Source organism: Pseudomonas tohonis (assembly GCF_012767755.2).
GTDB classification, from domain to species: domain Bacteria; phylum Pseudomonadota; class Gammaproteobacteria; order Pseudomonadales; family Pseudomonadaceae; genus Metapseudomonas; species Metapseudomonas tohonis.
The window spans coordinates 5043197-5063100 of sequence record NZ_AP023189.1 but is presented as its reverse complement, the minus strand read 5'-3'; the positions used below and the strand labels follow the sequence as shown (position 1 = coordinate 5063100).

Sequence of the window (19904 nt, the reverse complement as noted above, 5' to 3'; positions counted from 1 at the left end):
CCGGAGGGCCCCATGACCCTTGAAATCGTTTCCAGCAACAAGAGCTTCGGCGGTTGGCACAAGCGCTATCGCCATCGCTCGAACGCGCTCAACTGCGACATGGTCTTCGCCGTCTACCTGCCGCCCCAGGCGGAGCAGGGCGCGAAGCTGCCGGTGCTCTACTGGCTGTCGGGGCTGACCTGCACCGACGAGAACTTCATGCAGAAGGCCGGTGCCCATCGGCTGGCCGCCGAGCTCGGGTTGATCATCGTCGCCCCGGATACCAGCCCGCGCGGTGCCGATGTGCCGGGCGACCCGGACGGTGCCTGGGACTTCGGGCTGGGCGCCGGCTTCTACGTCAACGCCACCCAGGAGCCCTGGGCGCGCAACTACCGCATGCACGACTACGTGGTGCAGGAGCTGCCGGCGTTGATCGAGGCCAATTTCCCGGTCTCGGACAAGCGCGGCATCAGCGGGCACTCCATGGGCGGCCACGGGGCGCTGGTTTGTGCGCTGCGTAACCCGGGGCGCTACCAGTCGCTGTCGGCCTTCGCGCCCATCGTCAACCCGATGGCCTGCCCCTGGGGCGAGAAGGCGCTGTCCCGCTATCTGGGCGAGGACCGTTCGCGCTGGCGCGAGTGGGATGCCTGTGCGCTTATCGCCGATGCCGGCGAGCGCCTGCCGATCCTGGTGGACCAGGGTGATCGTGACGATTTCCTGGTCAACCAGCTCAAGCCCGAGGCCTTGCAGGCTGCCGCCAAGGCCGCCGGCCACCCGCTGACACTGCGCATGCAGCCGGGCTACGACCACAGCTATTACTTCATCGCCAGCTTCATCGACGACCACCTGCGGCACCACGCTGCTGCACTTGAAGGCTGATGAACCAGAGGTTGAGGCCTGAGCCCTGGAAGCCGGCGTGATTGCCTGCTGGCTTCCAGCTTCCAGCTTTCAGTTAGAATCGCGCCCTGACTTTTCAGGGCGTTTTTCTGACTATGCGAATTGGCCACGGTTACGACGTGCATCGTTTCGGCGAGGGGGACTTCATCACCCTGGGCGGCGTGCGCATCCCTCACAAGTTCGGGCTTATCGCCCACTCCGATGGTGACGTGCTGCTGCACGCGCTCTCCGACGCGCTGCTGGGTGCCGCTGCGCTGGGCGACATCGGCAAGCACTTCCCGGATACCGACCCGCAGTTCAAGGGCGCCGACAGCCGCGCGCTGCTGCGCCATGTGCTGGTGCAGGTGCGCAACAAGGGCTGGAAGGTCGGCAACGTGGACGCCACCATCGTCGCCCAGGCGCCGAAGATGGCCCCGCACATCGAGACCATGCGTGCATTGATCGCCGAGGATCTCGGTGTCGAACTGGACCAGGTCAACGTCAAGGCCACCACCACCGAGAAGCTCGGCTTTACCGGCCGCGAGGAGGGCATCGCCGTGCATGCGGTCGCCCTGTTGCTGAGCGCATGAACGAGTTCGAACTGCTGGGGCCACGTGCCTACGGGGAGGCACTCGGCCAGGCCGTGCTCAAGGCGATCGCCGAGGACTTCCAGGTCGACGAAGTGCTGGACATCCCTCTCGCCGGCGAAGGCGAGCACCTCTGGCTCTGGGTGGAGAAGCGCGAGCTGAACACCGAGGAAGCCGCCCGGCGCCTGGCCCGTGCAGCTGGCGTGCCGGTCCGGACCATCAGCTATGCCGGCCTGAAGGACCGCCAGGCGCTGACCCGCCAATGGTTCAGCCTGCACCTGCCGGGCAAGGCCGATCCGGACCTCTCCGCCGCCGAGAACCCCAGCCTGCGCATCCTCAAGAGCATGCGCCACAAGCGCAAGCTGCAACGGGGCGCGCATTCGGCCAATGGCTTCACCCTGCGCCTCACGCGCCTGGTCGCCGACCACGAGGCGCTCGATGCCCGGCTCAAGGCGATGGCGGCCGGCGGTGTGCCCAACTACTTCGGCTCGCAGCGCTTCGGCCATGACGGCGGCAATGTCGTCGATGCCCGTGCTTTCGCCAGCCGTCGTGAATTGCCGGAACAGCGCAACGTCCGCTCTCGGCTGCTATCGGCCGGTCGCAGCTACCTGTTCAACCGGGTGCTCGCCGAGCGGGTGGCCAAGGGCAAATGGAACCGTGCCGAGGTCGGCGACCTGCTGGCCTTCACCGACAAGCGCAGCTTCTTCATGGCGGGCGAGGAGGAGTGCCGCGACCCCCGCCTGGAGATTCTCGACCTGCACCCCACCGGCGCGCTGTGGGGTTCCGGGCCGTCCCCTGCCGGCGGCGCCACGGGGGCCCTGGAGCAGGCGCTGGCCGATGCCGAGCCGGCGCTGCGCGACTGGCTCGCGGATGCGGGCATGGCGCACGAACGGCGCATCCTCCGCCTCCCCATCGGCGGCCTTACGTGGCATTATCCCGAGCCTGACGTTCTGCAACTGGAATTCGTCCTGCCGGCTGGATGCTTCGCTACCGCAGTGGTTCGCGAGCTTGTCGATCTGGTGCCGGCGGGGCAGACGGACAACCCATGCGTATTCTGATTTCCAACGACGACGGGGTGAATGCACCCGGCATCGCCGCCCTGCATGCTGCGCTCGAGGATTATGCCGAGTGCGTGGTCATCGCCCCCGACCAGGACAAGAGCGGCGCGAGCAGCTCGCTGACCCTGGATCGTCCGCTGTGCCCGCATCGCCTGGACAACGGCTATATCAGCATCAACGGCACGCCCACCGATTGCGTCCACCTGGGGCTCAACGGCCTGCTGGAGCAGACGCCCGACATGGTGGTGTCCGGGATCAACCTCGGCGCCAACCTCGGCGACGACGTGTTGTATTCGGGGACGGTCGCGGCTGCGCTGGAAGGGCGCTTCCTCGACCTGCCGGCATTCGCCTTCTCGCTGCTTTCGCGCCAGTCGGACAACCTCGCCACCGCTGCGCATTTCGCTCGCAAGCTGGTCGAAGGCCATGCGCAGCTCGACCTGCCGCCGCGCACCGTGCTCAACGTGAACATCCCCAACCTGCCGCTGGACCATATCCGTGGCGTGCAGGTGACCCGCCTGGGCCATCGCGCCCGGGCTGCGGCGCCGGTCAAGGTGGTCAACCCGCGTGGCAAGGAGGGCTACTGGATCGCCGTGGCCGGCGATGCCGAGGATGGCGGCCCGGGTACTGATTTCCATGCCGTGATGCAGGGCTATGTCTCGATCACGCCGTTGCAGCTGGACCGCACCTTCACCCAGGGGCTCGACAGCCTCGAGGGCTGGCTGGGGAGGCTGTTCTGATGGCTCGCGAACAGGACGACCTGCTGCGTCGGGGCATCGGCATGACCTCCCAGCGCACCCGTGAGCGCCTCATCCAGCGCCTCTATGAAGAGGGGCTGTCCAACGCCCATGTGCTGGAAACCATCCGTCGTACGCCGCGGCACCTGTTCGTCGACGAGGCGCTGGCGCATCGCGCCTATGAAGACACGGCACTGCCCATCGGCCACAACCAGACCATTTCCCAGCCCTACATGGTGGCGCGGATGAGCGAGCTGCTGCTCGCTGCCGGACCGCTGGACAAGGTGCTGGAGATCGGCACTGGCTCCGGCTACCAGACCGCCATCCTGGCGCAGCTGGTGGAGCGGGTGTTCTCCGTCGAGCGCATCCAGAGCCTGCAAGACCGCGCCAAGGAGCGCCTGGTCGAACTCAACCTGCGCAACGTCGTGTTCCGCTGGGGAGACGGCTGGGAGGGCTGGTCGGCGCTGGCACCCTACAACGGCATCATCGTCACTGCCGGCGCCGCCGAAGTGCCGCAGGCGTTGCTGGATCAACTGGCCCCTGGCGGGCGTCTGGTGATCCCGGTCGGCGCGGGCGATGTCCAGCAACTGATGCTGATCATCCGCGAGGAGCATGGCTTCTCGCGCCATGTGCTGGACGCCGTCCGTTTCGTTCCGCTGCTCAACGGGCCGCTGGCCTGAGCGGACGGACGCGTCGGCGCACCATCCACCTGGCCGCGGGGAACCTGTACGCCGATCGACTTTCTGATTGGCAGGCACGGCGATACGTTGCCACGGCCTCGTGCCCTGGCGGCCAACCCGAGATGAGCAATGGGTAACTGGTCCTGAACGATATAATCGGCACAATACGCACGACCTTGGGGCATTGGGAAAGGGGACAGGAATGAGCCTGGCCATTCGGCAGAGGATCAGCATGGGAAGCGCGCATGGACTGCTGTCCGTCGTGGCCGTTGGCTTGTTGCTGGCGGGCTGCGCGAGCTCACCGCCCGGTGGTGTCCAGGTGGTCGATCGCAACGGCCGCGCCGTGAGCACCCAGCAACGTCAACCGGTGAGCACTGGCCAATACCGCGTACAGCGCGGTGACACTCTTTACTCCATCGCTTTCCGCTTCGGCTGGGACTGGAAAGCCCTGGCTGCGCGAAACAATATTCCCGCGCCCTATGTGATCCGTCCGGGGCAGACCATCCGTTTCGATGGCCAGTCCAATTCCGCACCGGTGCGTACCGTCGCTACCGCTCCGGTCGTCACCGCGCCGCCGAGCAGGCAACCGTCCACCAGCCAACCGGTGCAAGGCCAGCCGACCAAGCCCGTCACTCCGGCCCAACCCCCTGTCGCGACCACGCCGGCAACCACTCCGACCCTGCCTGTAACCCGCTCTGCGACTGGCTGGGCGTGGCCTGCGAACGGCGCGATGATCGGTCGTTTTTCCTCAAACGGTAGTTTGAATAAAGGGATTGATATAGCAGGTGAATTAGGCCAGCCTGTTTTAGCTGCGTCGGATGGTTCGGTTGTATACGCCGGAAGTGGATTACGGGGCTACGGCGAATTGGTAATCATCAAACACAGCGATACCTACGTAAGCGCCTACGGCCACAACCGCAGGTTGCTGGTACGGGAAGGACAGCAGGTCAAGGTCGGACAGACCATTGCAGAGATGGGCTCAACGGGTACTGACCGGGTGAAGCTTCACTTTGAAATTCGCCGCCAAGGTAAGCCTGTAGATCCCCTGCAATATCTGCCCCGTCGTTGATCCGACGTCAGCCCGTCACCCTCGTGGGATGGACGGGCTCAGGCGTAGCCAGGGAAATGGCGTCGTCAGAGCTTGTTGTCGAACTCAGCAAGGGACAACAACAATGGCACTCAATAAAGAAGCGCCGGAGTTTGACGTCGACGACGAATTGCTCCTTTTGGAGCCGGGCGTCGGCATGGACGATTCGCTGTCCGAGGAGCAGGACGCACCTGCCCCGAGCAGCAGGTCCAAGCAGTCAAGCTCACTCAAACAGCACAAGTACATCGACTACACCCGCGCCCTCGACGCGACCCAGCTATACCTCAACGAAATCGGCTTTTCCCCCCTCCTGACTCCGGAAGAAGAAGTACATTTCGCGCGCCTGGCGCAGCGAGGTGATCCTGCCGGGCGCAAACGCATGATCGAGAGCAACCTGCGACTGGTGGTCAAGATCGCCCGTCGTTACGTAAACCGGGGGCTCTCCCTGCTGGACCTGATCGAAGAAGGCAACCTCGGGTTGATCAGGGCGGTCGAAAAGTTCGACCCGGAGCGGGGTTTCCGCTTCTCCACCTACGCTACCTGGTGGATCCGCCAGACCATCGAACGCGCGATCATGAATCAGACCCGGACAATCCGGCTGCCGATCCACGTCGTCAAGGAACTCAACGTCTATCTGCGCGCTGCGCGGGAGCTGACCCACAAACTCGACCACGAGCCCTCTGCGGAAGAAATCGCCAACCTGCTCGAAAAGCCGGTGGACGAGGTGAAGCGGATGCTCGGCTTGAACGAGCGGGTCACTTCGGTGGACGTTTCCCTGGGTCCGGATTCGGACAAGACGCTGCTCGATACGCTCACCGACGACCGTCCGACCGATCCCTGTGAGTTGCTGCAGGACGACGATCTGTCGCAGAGCATCGATCAGTGGTTGTCGGAGCTGACGGACAAACAGCGTGAAGTGGTGGTGCGTCGCTTCGGTCTGCGTGGCCATGAAAGCTGCACGCTCGAGGAAGTCGGCCAGGAAATAGGCCTGACCCGGGAGCGGGTGCGGCAGATCCAGGTGGAGGCCTTGAAACGGCTTCGGGAAATCCTGGAGAAGAACGGCCTGTCGAGCGACGCGCTGTTTCAGTAAGGGAGGTCGTTAAGGGAAACCCGGCTAAGGCCGGGTTTCTTCGTTATGGAACTTCTTAAGCCGGAAAATCGAAGCGCTACATCTTTGTTGAAAAAAGGATCATGTAAGTATTTGCTTACATTTGCTGTAAGCGTTAAAGGTCAAAAGTGAGTGGAAATCAGGGCCAAAGTGCGTGAGCTGATTTTTTATATTATTGATTTTTAAGGTTTTTATTTTAATTGCTGATTGAGTTCACCAGGACCCGCTCCGGTAGGTGCCCTTGTTGGCAGGCTGGGGATCGCTATCATCAGCCCCATGCAACACGGAATGTTGCGGGCCTATACGGAAATCGGTCAGGAACGTCACTGGATGTGGCTCATCAGGATGATGAAAGGGAATTGAAGGGATAGGGACAAAAGAGTGGGCGGGCAACCGCCCCTTTTTTTGTCCGCAAAAAACAAAGGCCCGCGATTGCGGGCCTTTTGCTTGATACGCGATCAGCGCTCCAGTTGGGGGAGCTTGCCTTTCACGCCATCCCACTCTTCGGCATCTGCCAGAGCTTCTTTCTTTTCGGTGATGTTCGGCCAGACTTCCGCCAGATCGCGGTTGAGTTCGATGAACTCCTGCATGTCTTCCGGCACTTCATCTTCCGAGAAGATGGCTTGGGCCGGACACTCGGGTTCGCAGAGTGCGCAGTCGATGCACTCGTCCGGGTGAATGACCAGGAAGTTCGGGCCTTCGTAGAAGCAGTCCACCGGACAGACTTCCACACAGTCGGTGTATTTGCATTTGATGCAGTTGTCGGTGACGACGAAGGTCATTTCTAGTTCTCTCCTCAGCGGCGGCTCGGAAACCCTGGCTATAGAGGTTTCCCGGCTCTGGATGGCGTCCCCGACTCAGGCTGGCGGCCGGAGCTCGTCCAGAGCGCGCGGGATTCTAACAGCTTGTGCGCGATGGCGTTAGATTCGAGCCTTGAATGTATATAACAACTCCAGCGCGCGGCGTGGGGTCAGGTCGTCCGGTTGCAACTTCGCCAGCTCGTCGAGCACCGGGTGCGGCAGGCTTGCGAACATGTCGCTCTGCATGGGCGGTGCCGGCTGGCCGGGTGCGGCTTTCGGTGCTTCATGGGGCAGGCTGGTGGTTTCCAGTCGCGCCAGATGCTCGCGTGCACGGAGGATCACGTCTGCCGGGACGCCGGCCAGTTGTGCCACTGCGAGGCCGTAGCTCTGGCTCGCCGGGCCGGGCAGGACATGATGCAGGAAGACGATGCGCTCGTTGTGCTCGGTGGCATTGAGGTGCACGTTGGCCACCACCGGCTCGCTTTCCGGCAGCACGGTGAGCTCGAAGTAGTGAGTGGCGAACAGCGTATAGGCGCGTAGGCGTGCCAGGTGCTCAGCTGCAGCCCACGCCAGCGACAGGCCGTCGAAGGTACTGGTGCCACGGCCCACTTCGTCCATCAGCACCAGGCTGCTGTCGGTCGCGTTATGCAGGATGTTGGCGGTTTCGCTCATCTCCACCATGAAGGTGGAGCGGCCGCCGGCCAGATCGTCGCTGGAGCCGATACGGGTGAAGATGCGGTCCACGGGCGACAGTTCGCAACTGGCCGCTGGCACGAAGCTGCCGATGTGCGCCAGCAGGACGATTAGGGCTGTCTGGCGCATGTAGGTCGATTTACCGCCCATGTTCGGACCGGTGATGATCAGCATGCGGGTGGCATCGTCCAGAGACAGGTCGTTGGCCACGAACGGGGTTTCCAGCACCTGCTCCACCACCGGGTGGCGACCTTGCACGATGCGCATGCAGGGTTCTTCGACGAAGCGGGGGCGGTTCAGGTCCAGGTTCAGGGCGCGCTCGGCGAGGTTGCTCAGTACGTCCAGTTCGGCCAGGGCGGCCGCAGTGTCCTGCAGGGGCGCCAGTTGCTCGATCAGTTGTTCCAGCAGGTCCTCATAGAGCATCTTCTCGCGGGCCAGGGCGCGGCTCTTCGCGGAGAGGGCCTTGTCCTCGAATGCCTTGAGCTCGGGAGTGATGAAGCGCTCTGCGCCCTTGAGGGTCTGGCGGCGGATGTAGTCGGCGGGCGCCTGCTCGGCTTGCACCCGGGGCAGTTCGATGTAGTAGCCGTGGATACGGTTGTAGCCGACCTTGAGGTTGGGCAGGCCGGTGCGTGCCTTCTCGCGTGTTTCGAGGTCCATCAGGTACTGGCCGGCGTTTTCGCTGAGCGCCTGCAGCTCGTCCAGTTCGGCGTCGTAGCCGGTCTTGATCACACCACCGTCACGGATCACCGCAGGCGGTGTCTCGATAATGGCGCGGGCCAGCAGGTCCGCCAGCTCCGGATAGGTGCGGATGCTGGTGGCCAGGGTTCCCAGATGCGGCGCCTCCAGGTCGGTCATGGCGCTCTGCAGCTCGGGCAGTGCCGCCAGGGCGTCGCGCAGACGGGCCAGGTCGCGGGGACGGGCGTTGCGCAGGCCGATGCGGGCGAGAATGCGCTCTACGTCGCCGATTTCCTTCAACTGTGGCTGCAGGCCTTCGAAGCGGTAGCGCTCCAGCAGGCAACTGATGGAGTCCTGGCGTGCTTCCAATACGGCGCGATCACGCAGCGGGCGGTTCAGCCAGCGGCTCAGCAGGCGGCTGCCCATGGCGGTCTGGCAGCGGTCGACTACCGATTGCAGCGTGTTGTCGCGTCCGCCTGCGAGGTTGATGTCCAGTTCCAGGTTTCGGCGGCTGGCACCGTCCAGGATCACCGTGTCGTCGAGACGATCATGGCGCAGGCTGCGCAGGTGCGGCAGAGCGGTGCGTTGGGTTTCCTTGGCATAGCCGAGCAGGCAGCCGGCAGCTCCGATGGCCAGCGTCAGGTTCTCGCAACCGAAGCCCTTGAGATCCTGTACGCCGAACTGCTGGCACAGGCTCTTGCGGGCCGAGTCACGGTCGAAGTCCCAGGGCGCGCGGCGACGTACGCCACGGCGCTTCTCGGCCGGCAGGCCCTGCGGCCAGTCGTCGGGGATCAGCAGCTCAGCGGGGTTCATGCGCTCGAGTTCGGCCAGCAGGTTCTCCCAGCCCTTGATCTCCTGCACGCTGAAGCGTCCGCTGGTGATGTCCAGCACCGCCAGCCCGAACAGGCGCTCATCACCGAGTACCGCACCGATCAGGTTGTCGCGCCGCTCATCCAGCAGCGCCTCATCGCTGATGGTACCGGGGGTGATGATGCGCACCACCTGGCGCTCCACGGGGCCCTTGCTGGTGGCCGGATCGCCGATCTGCTCGCAGATGACCACCGACTCGCCGAGCTTCACCAGCTTGGCCAGGTAGCCCTCCACCGAATGGAAGGGAATGCCTGCCATAGGGATCGCCTTGCCAGCCGATTGGCCGCGTGCGGTGAGGGTGATGTCGAGGAGCTTGGCGGCCTTCTTGGCGTCTTCGTAGAAGATCTCGTAGAAGTCACCCATGCGATAGAACATCAGCTGGTCCGGGTGCTGGTTCTTCAGCCGCCAGTACTGCTGCATCATCGGGGTGTGGTCGGAGAGGTCCTGGGTATCTTTGGCCATCGGTCAGCGCATCTGTCTTGAAAGTGGGGCGGCAAGGACGTTCGGCAGGAGGGCGAAGATGCCCGGCCTTGCGCGCAAAAGTCGCTAGTGTACGGTATCCCGCTTGCCCGCTTTAACCCCGGAGTGCACATGTCCGATATCGATTCACGACTGACCGAACTGGCCGCGCGCCTCGGTGAGCTACTACGCCTCGTCGATGCCCAGGTGACCACCGCCGAATCCTGCACGGGGGGGGGCATTGCCGAAGCGATCACCCGTATCCCCGGGAGCTCGGCCTGGTTCGAGGCGGGCTACATCACCTATTCCAATGCCCAGAAGTCCCGCCAGCTGGGGGTTGCGCAGGAGCTGTTCGGTCGCGTCGGCGCGGTCAGTCGCGAAGTCGTCGAAGCCATGGCCCAGGGCGCCCAGGCGGCCAGCGGTGCGCGTTTCGCGGTGGCGGTCAGCGGCGTCGCTGGGCCGGATGGCGGTTCGCTGGAGAAACCGGTCGGCACCGTCTGGCTGGCCTGGGCCGATGGTGGCTCCATCCAGTCGTGCCGCTGCCAGTTCGAGGGTGATCGCCAGTCGGTCCGCCAGCAGACGGTGGCCAAGGCCCTGGATGGGGTGATCCGACTAGCTGCAGGAGAAAAAGCGTCCGAGGGGTAGGCGCGCGACTTGCCCTATGGAATAATACTGGCTACTTATACAGTTGTTGGTGGCCGTCAGGCCCTCTTGATTAGCGAGGACTTCAATGGACGAGAACAAGAAGCGTGCTTTGGCGGCTGCTCTGGGCCAGATCGAGAAACAGTTCGGCAAGGGCGCCGTAATGCGCATGGGCGATCACGATCGCCAGGCTATTCCAGCCATCTCCACCGGCTCCCTCGGCCTGGATATCGCGCTCGGCATCGGTGGCCTGCCCAAGGGCCGTATCGTGGAAATCTACGGTCCGGAATCCTCGGGTAAGACCACCATGACCCTGTCCGTGATCGCTGAAGCCCAGAAGGCGGGTGCCACTTGCGCATTCGTCGACGCCGAGCACGCGCTGGACCCCGACTACGCCGGCAAACTGGGCGTGAATGTCGATGACCTGCTGGTTTCCCAGCCGGATACCGGCGAGCAGGCACTGGAGATCACCGACATGCTGGTGCGTTCCAATGCCGTCGACGTGATCATCGTCGACTCCGTGGCCGCCCTGGTGCCCAAGGCCGAGATCGAAGGCGAGATGGGTGATTCCCACGTCGGCCTGCAGGCCCGCCTGATGTCCCAGGCGCTGCGCAAGATCACCGGCAACATCAAGAACGCCAACTGCCTGGTCATCTTCATCAACCAGATCCGCATGAAGATCGGCGTGATGTTCGGCAGCCCGGAAACCACCACCGGTGGTAACGCGCTGAAGTTCTACGCCTCCGTCCGCCTCGACATCCGTCGTATCGGCGCGGTGAAAGAGGGCGAGGAAGTGGTGGGCAGCGAGACCCGCGTCAAGGTCGTGAAGAACAAGGTCGCTCCGCCGTTCCGTCAGGCCGAGTTCCAGATTCTTTATGGCAAGGGCATCTACCGCAACGGCGAGATCATCGACCTCGGCGTGCAGCAGGGCATCTTGGAGAAGTCCGGTGCCTGGTACAGCTACCAGGGCAACAAGATCGGCCAGGGCAAGGCCAATTCCGCCAAGTACCTGGAAGACAACCCTGAAGTAGGCAAGGCCATCGAGAAGCTGATCCGCGAGCAGTTGCTCAATCGTGATGCCATCAAGGGCGAGTCCGCTGCCACCAGCGAAGTCGCCGAAACCGAAGCCGACTTCTAAACCCCGTGCCCATCGTGCTCGATAGCCCCGCCGCTGTGCGGCGGGCCGCCATGGACCTCCTGGCGCGACGAGAACATGGGCGGGTCGAGTTGACGCGCAAGCTGCGTCAACGGGGTGCTCTTCCCGAACTGATCGACAGCGCCCTCGACCGCCTTGCGGACGAGGGCCTGCTCGATGAGTCCCGTTACCTGGAAAGCTTCGTGGCCAGCCGTGCCCGTGCAGGCTATGGACCGCAGCGCATTCGTGAAGATCTCGCTCAGCGGGGCCTGGCCAGGGATGGAATCGAGGCCGCCCTGCGCGAGGCGGATGTCGATTGGGGCAGTCATCTGCGTGACGTCTGGTTGCGCAAGTTCGGCGGCGAACGACCTGCCGATGCTCGTGAGCGTGCCAAGCAGGGCCGCTATCTCGCCTACCGTGGTTATTCCATGGACATGATCAGCCGCCTGCTGCGCGGCGCATCCCTCGACGACTGATTGCCCGCCACTCGGGCCATGCGCGTTCGCGCATGGCCGTCGGGTGGGTGCTCAGGCGTGCGTTGCCCAGTGCTGCGGTTCGTTGATGAAGTCGATCAGTTCGCGCAGGCGTCCATGGTCGCGTCCGTTGAAGGTGAACGCCAGGCGGATGAGATCGCAGAACTCCGGTTCGTCCTTCTCCGACTCGCAATGGGGCCTTTGCTCGAAGCTGCCTTGCAGGCACAGGTCAGCGAAGGTTTCTCGGATTTCCGCCAGGGCAGTTTCGGTCAGGCCGTGATTCATGCGGATCAGGAAGCCGCCCTTTAGCCAGCGGCTGGAGTGGTAGTTGCCGTAGAAGCGCGCAATTTCATCGGCAGCCTCTTCGGCGCTGTGGACCAGCCGCATCAGCTTCATGTCGGTGGGCAGGATGTAGCGGTTCTGCTCCAGTTGGCGATGGAGGAAATCCAGCGCCTCCTTCCAGTAGCTGCCGTTCGGCTCATCGAGCAGTACGATCGGCACCAGCGGGCTCTTGCCGGTCTGAACCAGGGTCATCACTTCCAGGGCCTCGTCGAGGGTGCCGAAGCCGCCCGGGCAAAGCACCAGGGCATCCGCCTCCTTGACGAAGAACAGCTTGCGCACGAAGAAGAAGTGGAACGACAGCAGGTTATCCGTACCGTCCACAGTGGCGTTGGCGTGCTGTTCGAAGGGGAGCGTGATGTTGAGTCCCAGGCTGTTCTCCAACCCCGCACCTTCGTGTGCGGCGGCCATGATGCCGCCGCCGGCCCCGGTGATCACCATCAGGTCGAGCTTGGCCAGTTCCCTGCCCAGTTGGCGCGCAAGGTCGTAGATGGGATGTTCGACCGGCGTACGTGCCGAGCCGAACACAGTGACCTTGCGGCGCCGCTTGAACTGTTCGAGGACGCTGAAGGCGTGCTCCATCTCGCGGAGCGTCTGCAGCATGATCTTGGCGTCCCAGCGGTTGCGGTCGGCCTGGGCCATGCGCACCACGGTGATCACCATTTCCCGGTACAGCGCGAGGTTGCGGCTGTCGCCCGGGACCGTGAGGTTGACCTGTTCGTCGACCTTCTGGTTGAGGTCGATCCCGCTGGTCTGGAAGTGTCTCGACAGGTAGTCGTCCGGTTCGTAAGGCATAGCGTTCTCCTTGCTCATCAACTGCATCGCGACCCTCGAGCCACCATTGCCGGTGGGCGAATCGCGTCGAGCGTCATCGACGTCACAGGCGCATCCGCGCGCCCTGCGAGCGCTCGAATACAGCTTGCTTCAGCCCCCGGGCGTTTGCCAGCGGGCGTCCGTCGATACCAGAAGCATAGGAGCGCAATTGTTTCGCCGCGGCTATCGGTCGCGCTTGTCGGAATCTGTCGGCGCCGCCCTTTGCAGCGGTGGAGATGTGCCGTGCCTCGCCTAACCTGCAGGTATCGGCAAGCCGAGGACAAGGGAGGTTCGGGCCAGCGGGTCGGTCCGGGCCGTCTAGGGATGTACGGAGGGAGGGGCAGGCATGCCCAAGTTGAGTCTGGAGATCGACCTCGAGCTGTATCGCATGTTGCAACAGGCCGCCTACACCAATGGCCTCAGTCTGGAGGAGGAATGCCAGCGACGCCTGGACGGCGGCCTGCGGCGCTCGCGCTATATGGAAGCATTGCTGGCGGAGCTGCGCGCCGATGACGAGCAACGACGCGCCGCCGAAGACTGAGCGCCGGGCTACTTGGCCGGTGCGGTGCTCAGGCCGCAATCGGAAGCGGTGAAGCGCTCGTTGCTGATCGGGCGATTGGTCTTGTACTCGCTGAACTCGTAGCGCAGTGCTGCGCCGCGTGCCAGCAACTGGCGATAGCCGTTGTTGCGGCACACGCTGTTGGCCAGTTGTGCGCGCATGGAGTCCGGATTGGCGCGCATCTGCGCCGCGTGGGCCTCGCGCACGCTGAGGTGGTTCACGAGTTCTGCCCCCGAGACGGTGTAACCCTGGTCCAGGATGTCCTCGTTGATCGCGCGCGGCGTCCCGACGCTGCTTTCCTCGGCCACTTTTTCCAGCATTTTGGTCAGCTCGAAGTCCTTCAGCGAGGCAGCCTGGACAGTGAAGGGCAGGGCGAGTACGAGGGCGATTGCGAGGGGGCGTGACATGAAAATCTCCAACGGTTGGCAGCCTTTGACCCGAGGTCGGCGCCGGTGTTCAGCGGCGACCTGAAATCGTCCGGCGTTATCGTCGGCGCATCCTGAACAAGCGCGGCTGGCAGATCAAGAGGCAATCGATCCGCCCCCGCAGACCCCGCCTCGCCTGGTTTCCTCCTCATGTAGCGGTGTGCATCCAACCCTTGTGGCGATCGCCGCGAAATCCATCGCTTGAATCAATTGCCGCCTGGCCGGTCTGTCCCTTCAGGGGCGGATGGCGACTGGCCAGCCAACGCGCTCCTTTCCCGATTCTTTGTGCTATCGCGCGTAGCGGCGAAATGATAGCCGCCGCGAGCCCGCTGCGAGGAGCGAGTCCCGGCCGGCGGGACGATCGGTAACACGCCTGCCAACGCTCGCTGGATCGCCCAGCCGCTTTGGCTGGGCGTACCGCTTAACGCCTTGCCGGATAAGCGAAACGGCAATTTCGGCCGGCCTTTTGGAGACTCCGCCCCGGGGTGTTACCGCACCGCGCGACCTGGCGGGTCACCACGACTAAAGGTCGGGGATAGCGTGGAAAACACGGACTGTCACAAAAAAGCGGACGTCCCCGGCGTCCCAGTGAGGTTGGCCTGCCAAAACCCCGGAAACACTTGCGTGCCGGCCAAAGAGGAAAGCTGCTTCAACGGTGCCGAGAGGCTCCGTCAAAAAAGTTGGGAGTCGAGAACAATGACAATAACTCGTCCTGCCGGCTGGCTCACCGCGTTCTGCGGCGGCAGTCTGGTGCTTACATTCACCCCCCCGGTCCTGGCGTCCGGGTATCACTTCGGTTCGCAATCCGTCTCTGCCCAGGGCACTGCCCATGCCAATGGCGCGGAAGCCGCCGATCCCTCGGTGATCTTCTACAACCCTGCCGGGCTCGCCCGCCTCAAGGGCACCCAGATGACCAGCGGGCTGAGCATCCTGCTCCCCAAGGGCGAATACGAGGACAAGGGCTCGACCGACGTGTTCGGCAACCCCACCGGCACGGGTGATGGCGATGCCGGTTCCTACCTGCCGGACGCCGCCGCGGCGCCGAACTTCTACTTCTCCAAGCAGATCAACGACCAGGTCACGGTCGGGCTGGGAATCTTCGTGCCCTATGGCGCCAAGCTGGATTACGAAGAGGACTGGAGCGGCCGCTACGGCATCCAGTCGGCGAGCCTGGAGACGGTCAACTTCAACCCCAGCATCGCCTACCGCTTCAACGAGCATCACAGCATCGGCTTCGGTGTCTCGGCCCAGTACATCAAGTCGATCCAGCGTGGCGCGGCCGATGTGAAGGGGGCTTCACGGCAGTTGGCCGGGCAGTTCGTCGCCGCCAACCAGGATGTCACCGAACTGGCCGCGTCCCCTCTCGGGCAGTTCGCGATCCCGCTGCTCTATGGCGTCAACGTGCCCACCGAAATCAGTAGCTGCGACGGGCAGACAGGCGACTCCTTCGTGGATTGCGTGGCCTCCAACTTCGCCGACAACGTCCAGGGCGACGGCTATTTCCGCGCCAAGGGCGATGACTGGGGCTTCGGCTGGAACATCGGGTACCTGTGGGAGCCGACCGAATTCACCCGCTTCGGCATCTCCTACCGTTCCCACATCAAGCACACCCTGGAAGGTGAGTCGAAGTGGAGCTTCGCCGGTGTCCAGGGGGCCGTGCCTTCTCCGACGACCGACCTGAGCGGCGGGATCGACCTCGGGATCATCACGCTGCCGCCGCAGGACGCGCTGGAGCAGGTGCTCGATCCTGCCAACTGGATCAACCCCGGCGACTTCGCCGCCACCCGCTTGCACCCCAACTCCAACGCCAGCACCTCGATCGACACCCCCGAGTCGCTGTCCATCAACGCCTTCCACCAGCTCAACGACAAGGTCGCGCTGATGGCCGACGTGACCTGGACCCGCCACTCGCGCCTGGGCACCATCGGCGTGGGGCTCGACCAGGTTGCCGGTTACCCCTACTTCAACGGCGTCACCGAGGGCGACCTCAGCGTCAAGCAGGACTGGAACGACACCTACAAGATCTCCCTGGGGATGAATTACCAGTACAGCGACGACCTGCTGCTGCGCACCGGTGTTGCCTACGACAAGAGCCCGGTCAGCGGCTCCACCACCCGCCACCCGGGCTTCCCCGACGCGGATCGCTACTGGCTGTCCTTCGGCGCCAACTACAAGCTGTTCAAGGACACCTCGGTGGACCTCGCCTACAGCTTCGTGCAGTTCGACACCGGCAAGATGGACTACACCGACAACTGCTCCCCGGCCGGCTGGGTGCCCGGCAGCGGCGGCCTGTATGTCGACAGCGGCGTGCGCTGCACCGGCAACGGCGGCAACTACAAGGGCGAGTACAAGACCCAGATCCACTTCATCGGCCTGGCGCTCAACCACACCTTCTGAGGCTAGGGGTGACGGAAGGGCGGCTGCGGCCGCCCTTTTCCGTGGAGGCGCAGGTAAACTGCGCGGCATTCCCCCGACCTTCAGGAGCCCGCCATGCCAGGCCCGGAAACCGTCCTGCCGCTCGCCCAGCAACGTCGCCCCGTGCGTGTCGCCACCGTGCAGTGGGCGCTCGGCCAGAGCAGCGAGCTGCCGGCCCTGCTGGAGGCCCTGGAACACACGGTGGCGACCCTCGCCGGCTATGGCGTCGAGCTGGCGGTGTTCCCCGAGTTCTTCCACGTCAACCTGCTCAAGGGCGCGCGCTTCGCCCAGGGCCCGGCGCAGATGCGCAAGCTCGCCGAGTACACCGAGCCGCTACTGGCCGCATTCTCGCGCCTGGCCCAGCGCTACCGGGTCAACCTCTGCCCGGGCAGCCTGCCGCTGGAGGAGGGCGGGCGCATGCTCAACATGAGCTGGCTGTGCCACCGCGATGGCAGCCAGGACCGCCAGCCCAAGCTGCACATCACCCCCAACGAGCGTGAGGTCTGGGGTCTCGAAGGTGGCAACAGCCTGCGGGTGTTCGACAGCGACGTGGGCCGCGTCGGCATCCTCGTCTGCTACGACGTGGAATTCCCCGAGCTGCCGCGGCTGCTGCGCGAGCAGGGGCTGGAGATACTCCTCGTGCCGTTCTGGACCGACACCCGCCACGGCTACCTGCGTGTGCGCCTCTGTGCCCAGGCGCGGGCGGTGGAGAACGAGTGCTACGTCGCCATCGCCGGCGGCGTTGGCCTGTTGCGCGGGGTAGACAACGTCGACACCCAGTACAGCCAGTCGGCGATCTTCAGCCCGGCCGACCTGCCATTCCCGCCTGATGCCGTACTGGCCCAGGCGGATGCCAATATCGAATCCTTCGCGATCGCCGACCTGGATCTCGCCCGCCTCGCGCAACTGCGCGAGGCGGGCGCCGTGCGTAACGGCCAGGACCGGCGTCGCGATCTCTATCAGTTGTCCTGGACCGCTATCCGATGAGTCACGCCGTTTCCCGCCTGCGCGCCGAGCTGCTGGCGCGCAGTACCCGCCCCTTCGTCGCCCGTGGTGCCCGCTCGCCACGCTGCCCGGGTTGCCGGGTGATCGCCCCCTACTGTTTCTGCACCCTGCGCCCACAGGTGGAGGCCCGCTCCGGCATGTGCCTGTTCATGTACTACTCGGAGCCGATGAAACCCAGCAACACCGGCTGGCTGATCGCCGACACCGTGGCTGACACCAGTGCCTTCAGCTGGTCGCGCACCGAAGTCGACCCGGCGATCATCGCCTTGCTCGACGACCCGCAATGGCAGCCGTACCTGGTATTCCCCGGGGAGTACGTCGAGCCGCAGTCGCGAGTGGTCAGTGATGTGCAGGTGGAGGACGGCAAGCGCCCGCTGTTCATCCTGCTCGACGCCACCTGGAACGAAGCCCGCAAGATGTTCCGCAAGAGTCCCTACCTGGATCGCTTCCCGGTGCTAAGCCTGCAGCCGGAGCAGATCTCCCGCTACCGCCTGCGCCGCTCCAACCGCGACGAGCACCTGTGCACCGCGGAAGTGGCCGCGCTGTGCCTGGAGCTGGCCGGCGACGAGCGCGCCGCGGGGGCGCTCAATGCCTACCTGGATGTCTTCACCGAGCACTACATCGGCGCCAAGCGCGCCTTGCCGCTGGACCTCGCCAGCCCTGCGCACCAGGCGCTCGTGCCCTATCTCTGAGCGGGCGCAGCCTCCGCGCCCTCGGCCGCGACCTTCGGTTGCGGCCAGAGCTGCGCCACCAGCATGCCGACGAACATCAGCCCGCAGCCCAGGTAGCCACGGGCATGCAGCGACTCGTCCAGCAGCAGGGCGCCGGCGATGGCGGCGAAAACCGCCTCCAGGGAGAGGATGATCGCCGCGTGGGAGGCGATCGCGTGTTTCTGTGCCACCACCTGCAGGGTGTAGCCGATGGCCACGGCAATGACGCCGCCGTAGAGGATCGCCGGGCCGGCGGTGAGGATGGCGTCGAGGCGGATCTCCTCCAGCAACAGCGCCAGCACCATGCTGATCACCGCGCAGGTGATGAACTGCAGGATGGCCAGGCGGATCGGGTCGTAGCGGCTGGCGAAGAAGCCCACCAGCAGTACATGCACGCCCCAGACGAAGGCGCCGGCCAGTTGCAGCCAGTCTCCCGAGGCGACCTGGAAGCCGTCACCGACGCTGAGCAGGAACATTCCGGCCACCGCCATTGCGGCGCCCAGCCAGGTACCCGTGCCGGTGCGATGCCCCAGCAGCAGCCCGAGCAGCGGCACGATGATCACGTACAGCCCGGTGATGAAGCCCGAGTTGGTCACGCTGGTGAACAGCAGGCCGACCTGCTGCAGGTTGATGCCCAGCGACAGGGCCAGGCCCATGAGCACGCCGCCCAGCAGCATGCCCCGGTTCAGTGGCGCTTTCGGTGCCGTGCGTGGCAGAAGGAACAGCAGTGGCAGCAGCACCAGGGCGCCGAGGGTGAAGCGCAGGCCTGTATAGAGGAAGGGCCCGACGGCATCCATGCCCAGCCGTTGGGCGACGAATGCGGCACCCCAGATGGCGGCGGTGATCAGCATCAGGATATCGGCGCGCAGGGCATGGCTTCGCATGGTGATTCTCGACGGGCAAAGGCGCAGACTTTGCCGTAAAGATGCCTGCTTGACCACCCCGTTGCGGGTCGGCATGCTGGGCGCCGCTTTACGGCCAACCCGTAAGCATTCAGGGCTTGGCAGAGGCGGCACCTCCCCCGTGCCGGGTGTTTCCGACAGGATCGGCAGCATCTCTGGGCCCACAAGAAAAAGGACTCGCCCATGGCCGCATACGAAATCCTCATCGCCGATGATCACCCGTTGTTCCGCAGTGCCTTGCACCAGGCCCTGACCCTCGGTCTCGGCCCGGATGTGCGGCTGGTCGAGGTGGCCAGCATCGCCGAACTCGAATCGCGCCTGGCTGAAAAGGCCGACTGGGACCTCGTCCTGCTCGACCTGAACATGCCCGGCGCCTACGGTTTCTCCGGCCTGGTGCTGTTGCGAGGGCAGTACCCGCAGATTCCCGTGGTGATGATTTCCGCCCAGGAAGAGGCGGCCGTGGTGGTCCGCTCCCGCGAATTCGGCGCCAGCGGTTTCATCCCCAAGTCCAGCCCCCTGGAAGTGATCCAGAGCGCGGTGCTCGATGGGGATGCCTGGTGGCCGCCGCAGGTGGAGGAAAGCGTTGCCGTTTCCGCCGAGGCCAAGGCGGCCAGCGCCGGCCTCGCCAGCCTGACCCCGCAGCAGTTCCGCGTATTGACCATGGTCTGCGAGGGCTTGCTGAACAAGCAGATCGCCTTCGAGCTCAGCGTGTCCGAGGCGACCGTCAAGGCCCACGTCACCGCGATCTTCCGCAAGCTCGGCGTGCGCACCCGCACCCAGGCCGCATTGCTGTTGCAACAGATGGAATCGATTCCCTCGGCCTGAGCCGGCGGTTTTCACGCAATTTTGATTCGTCGCGGGTTAGCCTGCGGCCTCCTTA

20 protein-coding genes are annotated in these 19904 nt (G+C 64.5%); 15 read left to right on the top strand and 5 right to left on the bottom strand.

The window, feature by feature from the left end:
* The first annotated feature begins 12 nt into the window (after positions 1 to 12).
* From fghA to rpoS, 7 genes are all read left to right on the top strand, one after another.
* Positions 13 to 858 carry an S-formylglutathione hydrolase gene (gene fghA, locus HSX14_RS23100; RefSeq protein WP_173171757.1) on the top strand — a complete coding sequence of 282 codons (846 nt, stop codon included), beginning with the start codon at positions 13 to 15 and terminating at the stop codon, positions 856 to 858.
* Between the two features lie 113 nt (positions 859 to 971).
* Positions 972 to 1445, top strand: a complete 474-nt coding sequence (gene ispF / locus HSX14_RS23095) for a 2-C-methyl-D-erythritol 2,4-cyclodiphosphate synthase (protein WP_173171759.1) — start codon at positions 972 to 974, stop codon at positions 1443 to 1445.
* On the top strand, positions 1442 to 2500 hold the full coding sequence (gene truD / locus HSX14_RS23090; RefSeq protein ID WP_173171761.1) for a tRNA pseudouridine(13) synthase TruD: 1059 nt from the start codon (positions 1442 to 1444) through the stop codon (positions 2498 to 2500). Before ispF ends, truD begins: the two co-directional genes overlap by 4 nt.
* Complete coding sequence (gene surE, locus HSX14_RS23085; RefSeq protein WP_111261647.1) at positions 2488 to 3237, top strand: 5'/3'-nucleotidase SurE; 750 nt, start codon at positions 2488 to 2490, stop codon at positions 3235 to 3237. The genes truD and surE overlap by 13 nt, the downstream gene beginning before the upstream one ends.
* A 41-nt stretch (positions 3238 to 3278) precedes the next feature.
* Positions 3279 to 3914, top strand: a complete 636-nt coding sequence (locus HSX14_RS23080) for a protein-L-isoaspartate(D-aspartate) O-methyltransferase (protein WP_173172433.1) — start codon at positions 3279 to 3281, stop codon at positions 3912 to 3914.
* Positions 3915 to 4116: 202 nt separating this feature from the next.
* The gene (locus HSX14_RS23075; protein ID WP_173171763.1) at positions 4117 to 4983 is read left to right on the top strand and encodes a peptidoglycan DD-metalloendopeptidase family protein; all 867 of its coding nucleotides are present in this window, start codon (positions 4117 to 4119) and stop codon (positions 4981 to 4983) included.
* Between the two features lie 103 nt (positions 4984 to 5086).
* Positions 5087 to 6091, top strand: coding sequence for an RNA polymerase sigma factor RpoS (rpoS, locus tag HSX14_RS23070; protein ID WP_173171765.1), 1005 nt, complete (start codon positions 5087 to 5089; stop codon positions 6089 to 6091).
* A 476-nt stretch (positions 6092 to 6567) separates the two neighbouring features.
* Here rpoS and fdxA read toward each other — a convergent pair whose 3' ends face one another.
* Both fdxA and mutS read right to left on the bottom strand, forming a co-directional pair.
* Positions 6568 to 6891, bottom strand: a complete 324-nt coding sequence (fdxA, locus tag HSX14_RS23065; RefSeq protein WP_111261643.1) for a ferredoxin FdxA — start codon at positions 6889 to 6891, stop codon at positions 6568 to 6570.
* Positions 6892 to 7029: 138 nt separating this feature from the next.
* A complete protein-coding gene (gene mutS, locus HSX14_RS23060) occupies positions 7030 to 9609 on the bottom strand; it encodes a DNA mismatch repair protein MutS (RefSeq protein WP_173171767.1) in 2580 nt (859 codons plus the stop codon).
* A 129-nt stretch (positions 9610 to 9738) separates the two neighbouring features.
* Between mutS and HSX14_RS23055 the strand changes: the two genes are divergently transcribed.
* From HSX14_RS23055 to recX, 3 genes are all read left to right on the top strand, one after another.
* The gene (locus HSX14_RS23055) at positions 9739 to 10251 is read left to right on the top strand and encodes a CinA family protein (protein ID WP_173171769.1); all 513 of its coding nucleotides are present in this window, start codon (positions 9739 to 9741) and stop codon (positions 10249 to 10251) included.
* Between the two features lie 85 nt (positions 10252 to 10336).
* Positions 10337 to 11386, top strand: a complete 1050-nt coding sequence (gene recA / locus HSX14_RS23050) for a recombinase RecA (RefSeq protein WP_111261759.1) — start codon at positions 10337 to 10339, stop codon at positions 11384 to 11386.
* Positions 11387 to 11391: 5 nt separating this feature from the next.
* On the top strand, positions 11392 to 11859 hold the full coding sequence (gene recX / locus HSX14_RS23045; protein WP_173171771.1) for a recombination regulator RecX: 468 nt from the start codon (positions 11392 to 11394) through the stop codon (positions 11857 to 11859).
* Between the two features lie 51 nt (positions 11860 to 11910).
* Here the strand turns inward: recX and HSX14_RS23040 are convergent, their stop codons facing one another.
* Positions 11911 to 12990, bottom strand: coding sequence for an LOG family protein (locus HSX14_RS23040; protein WP_173171773.1), 1080 nt, complete (start codon positions 12988 to 12990; stop codon positions 11911 to 11913).
* A 364-nt stretch (positions 12991 to 13354) separates the two neighbouring features.
* Between HSX14_RS23040 and HSX14_RS23035 the strand changes: the two genes are divergently transcribed.
* Positions 13355 to 13549 carry a hypothetical protein gene (locus HSX14_RS23035; protein WP_111261756.1) on the top strand — a complete coding sequence of 65 codons (195 nt, stop codon included), beginning with the start codon at positions 13355 to 13357 and terminating at the stop codon, positions 13547 to 13549.
* A gap of 8 nt (positions 13550 to 13557) precedes the next feature.
* Here the strand turns inward: HSX14_RS23035 and HSX14_RS23030 are convergent, their stop codons facing one another.
* A complete protein-coding gene (locus HSX14_RS23030) occupies positions 13558 to 13974 on the bottom strand; it encodes a quorum-sensing-regulated virulence factor family protein (RefSeq protein WP_173171775.1) in 417 nt (138 codons plus the stop codon).
* A gap of 714 nt (positions 13975 to 14688) precedes the next feature.
* On the opposite strand from HSX14_RS23030, the gene HSX14_RS23025 reads away from it, so the two are divergent.
* From HSX14_RS23025 to HSX14_RS23015, 3 genes are all read left to right on the top strand, one after another.
* Complete coding sequence (locus HSX14_RS23025; protein ID WP_173171777.1) at positions 14689 to 16389, top strand: OmpP1/FadL family transporter; 1701 nt, start codon at positions 14689 to 14691, stop codon at positions 16387 to 16389.
* A 93-nt stretch (positions 16390 to 16482) separates the two neighbouring features.
* Positions 16483 to 17394: a carbon-nitrogen hydrolase family protein gene (locus HSX14_RS23020; protein ID WP_173171779.1), complete on the top strand. Its 912-nt coding sequence runs from the start codon at positions 16483 to 16485 to the stop codon at positions 17392 to 17394.
* Complete coding sequence (locus HSX14_RS23015; protein ID WP_173171781.1) at positions 17391 to 18104, top strand: tRNA-uridine aminocarboxypropyltransferase; 714 nt, start codon at positions 17391 to 17393, stop codon at positions 18102 to 18104. Before HSX14_RS23020 ends, HSX14_RS23015 begins: the two co-directional genes overlap by 4 nt.
* On the opposite strand, the gene HSX14_RS23010 is transcribed toward HSX14_RS23015, so the two are convergent.
* Positions 18095 to 19081, bottom strand: a complete 987-nt coding sequence (locus HSX14_RS23010) for a DMT family transporter (RefSeq protein WP_373874643.1) — start codon at positions 19079 to 19081, stop codon at positions 18095 to 18097. The two genes, HSX14_RS23015 and HSX14_RS23010, sit on opposite strands and share 10 nt — an antisense overlap.
* A gap of 126 nt (positions 19082 to 19207) precedes the next feature.
* Between HSX14_RS23010 and erdR the strand changes: the two genes are divergently transcribed.
* Positions 19208 to 19849, top strand: coding sequence for a response regulator transcription factor ErdR (gene erdR, locus HSX14_RS23005; RefSeq protein WP_173171785.1), 642 nt, complete (start codon positions 19208 to 19210; stop codon positions 19847 to 19849).
* Positions 19850 to 19904: the final 55 nt, after the last annotated feature.

What these genes read in the sequence shown, in the direction of transcription:
- fghA (WP_173171757.1), top strand. Translation starts at nt 13, where the DNA reads ATGACCCTTGAAATCGTTTCCAGCAACAAGAGCTTCGGCGGTTGGCAC.
- ispF (WP_173171759.1), top strand. Translation starts at nt 972, where the DNA reads ATGCGAATTGGCCACGGTTACGACGTGCATCGTTTCGGCGAGGGGGAC.
- truD (WP_173171761.1), top strand. Translation starts at nt 1,442, where the DNA reads ATGAACGAGTTCGAACTGCTGGGGCCACGTGCCTACGGGGAGGCACTC.
- surE (WP_111261647.1), top strand. Translation starts at nt 2,488, where the DNA reads ATGCGTATTCTGATTTCCAACGACGACGGGGTGAATGCACCCGGCATC.
- HSX14_RS23080 (WP_173172433.1), top strand. Translation starts at nt 3,279, where the DNA reads ATGACCTCCCAGCGCACCCGTGAGCGCCTCATCCAGCGCCTCTATGAA.
- HSX14_RS23075 (WP_173171763.1), top strand. Translation starts at nt 4,117, where the DNA reads ATGAGCCTGGCCATTCGGCAGAGGATCAGCATGGGAAGCGCGCATGGA.
- rpoS (WP_173171765.1), top strand. Translation starts at nt 5,087, where the DNA reads ATGGCACTCAATAAAGAAGCGCCGGAGTTTGACGTCGACGACGAATTG.
- fdxA (WP_111261643.1), bottom strand. Translation starts at nt 6,891, where the DNA reads ATGACCTTCGTCGTCACCGACAACTGCATCAAATGCAAATACACCGAC.
- mutS (WP_173171767.1), bottom strand. Translation starts at nt 9,609, where the DNA reads ATGGCCAAAGATACCCAGGACCTCTCCGACCACACCCCGATGATGCAG.
- HSX14_RS23055 (WP_173171769.1), top strand. Translation starts at nt 9,739, where the DNA reads ATGTCCGATATCGATTCACGACTGACCGAACTGGCCGCGCGCCTCGGT.
- recA (WP_111261759.1), top strand. Translation starts at nt 10,337, where the DNA reads ATGGACGAGAACAAGAAGCGTGCTTTGGCGGCTGCTCTGGGCCAGATC.
- HSX14_RS23040 (WP_173171773.1), bottom strand. Translation starts at nt 12,990, where the DNA reads ATGCCTTACGAACCGGACGACTACCTGTCGAGACACTTCCAGACCAGC.
- HSX14_RS23035 (WP_111261756.1), top strand. Translation starts at nt 13,355, where the DNA reads ATGCCCAAGTTGAGTCTGGAGATCGACCTCGAGCTGTATCGCATGTTG.
- HSX14_RS23030 (WP_173171775.1), bottom strand. Translation starts at nt 13,974, where the DNA reads ATGTCACGCCCCCTCGCAATCGCCCTCGTACTCGCCCTGCCCTTCACT.
- HSX14_RS23025 (WP_173171777.1), top strand. Translation starts at nt 14,689, where the DNA reads ATGACAATAACTCGTCCTGCCGGCTGGCTCACCGCGTTCTGCGGCGGC.
- HSX14_RS23020 (WP_173171779.1), top strand. Translation starts at nt 16,483, where the DNA reads ATGCCAGGCCCGGAAACCGTCCTGCCGCTCGCCCAGCAACGTCGCCCC.
- HSX14_RS23015 (WP_173171781.1), top strand. Translation starts at nt 17,391, where the DNA reads ATGAGTCACGCCGTTTCCCGCCTGCGCGCCGAGCTGCTGGCGCGCAGT.
- HSX14_RS23010 (WP_373874643.1), bottom strand. Translation starts at nt 19,081, where the DNA reads ATGCCGACCCGCAACGGGGTGGTCAAGCAGGCATCTTTACGGCAAAGT.
- erdR (WP_173171785.1), top strand. Translation starts at nt 19,208, where the DNA reads ATGGCCGCATACGAAATCCTCATCGCCGATGATCACCCGTTGTTCCGC.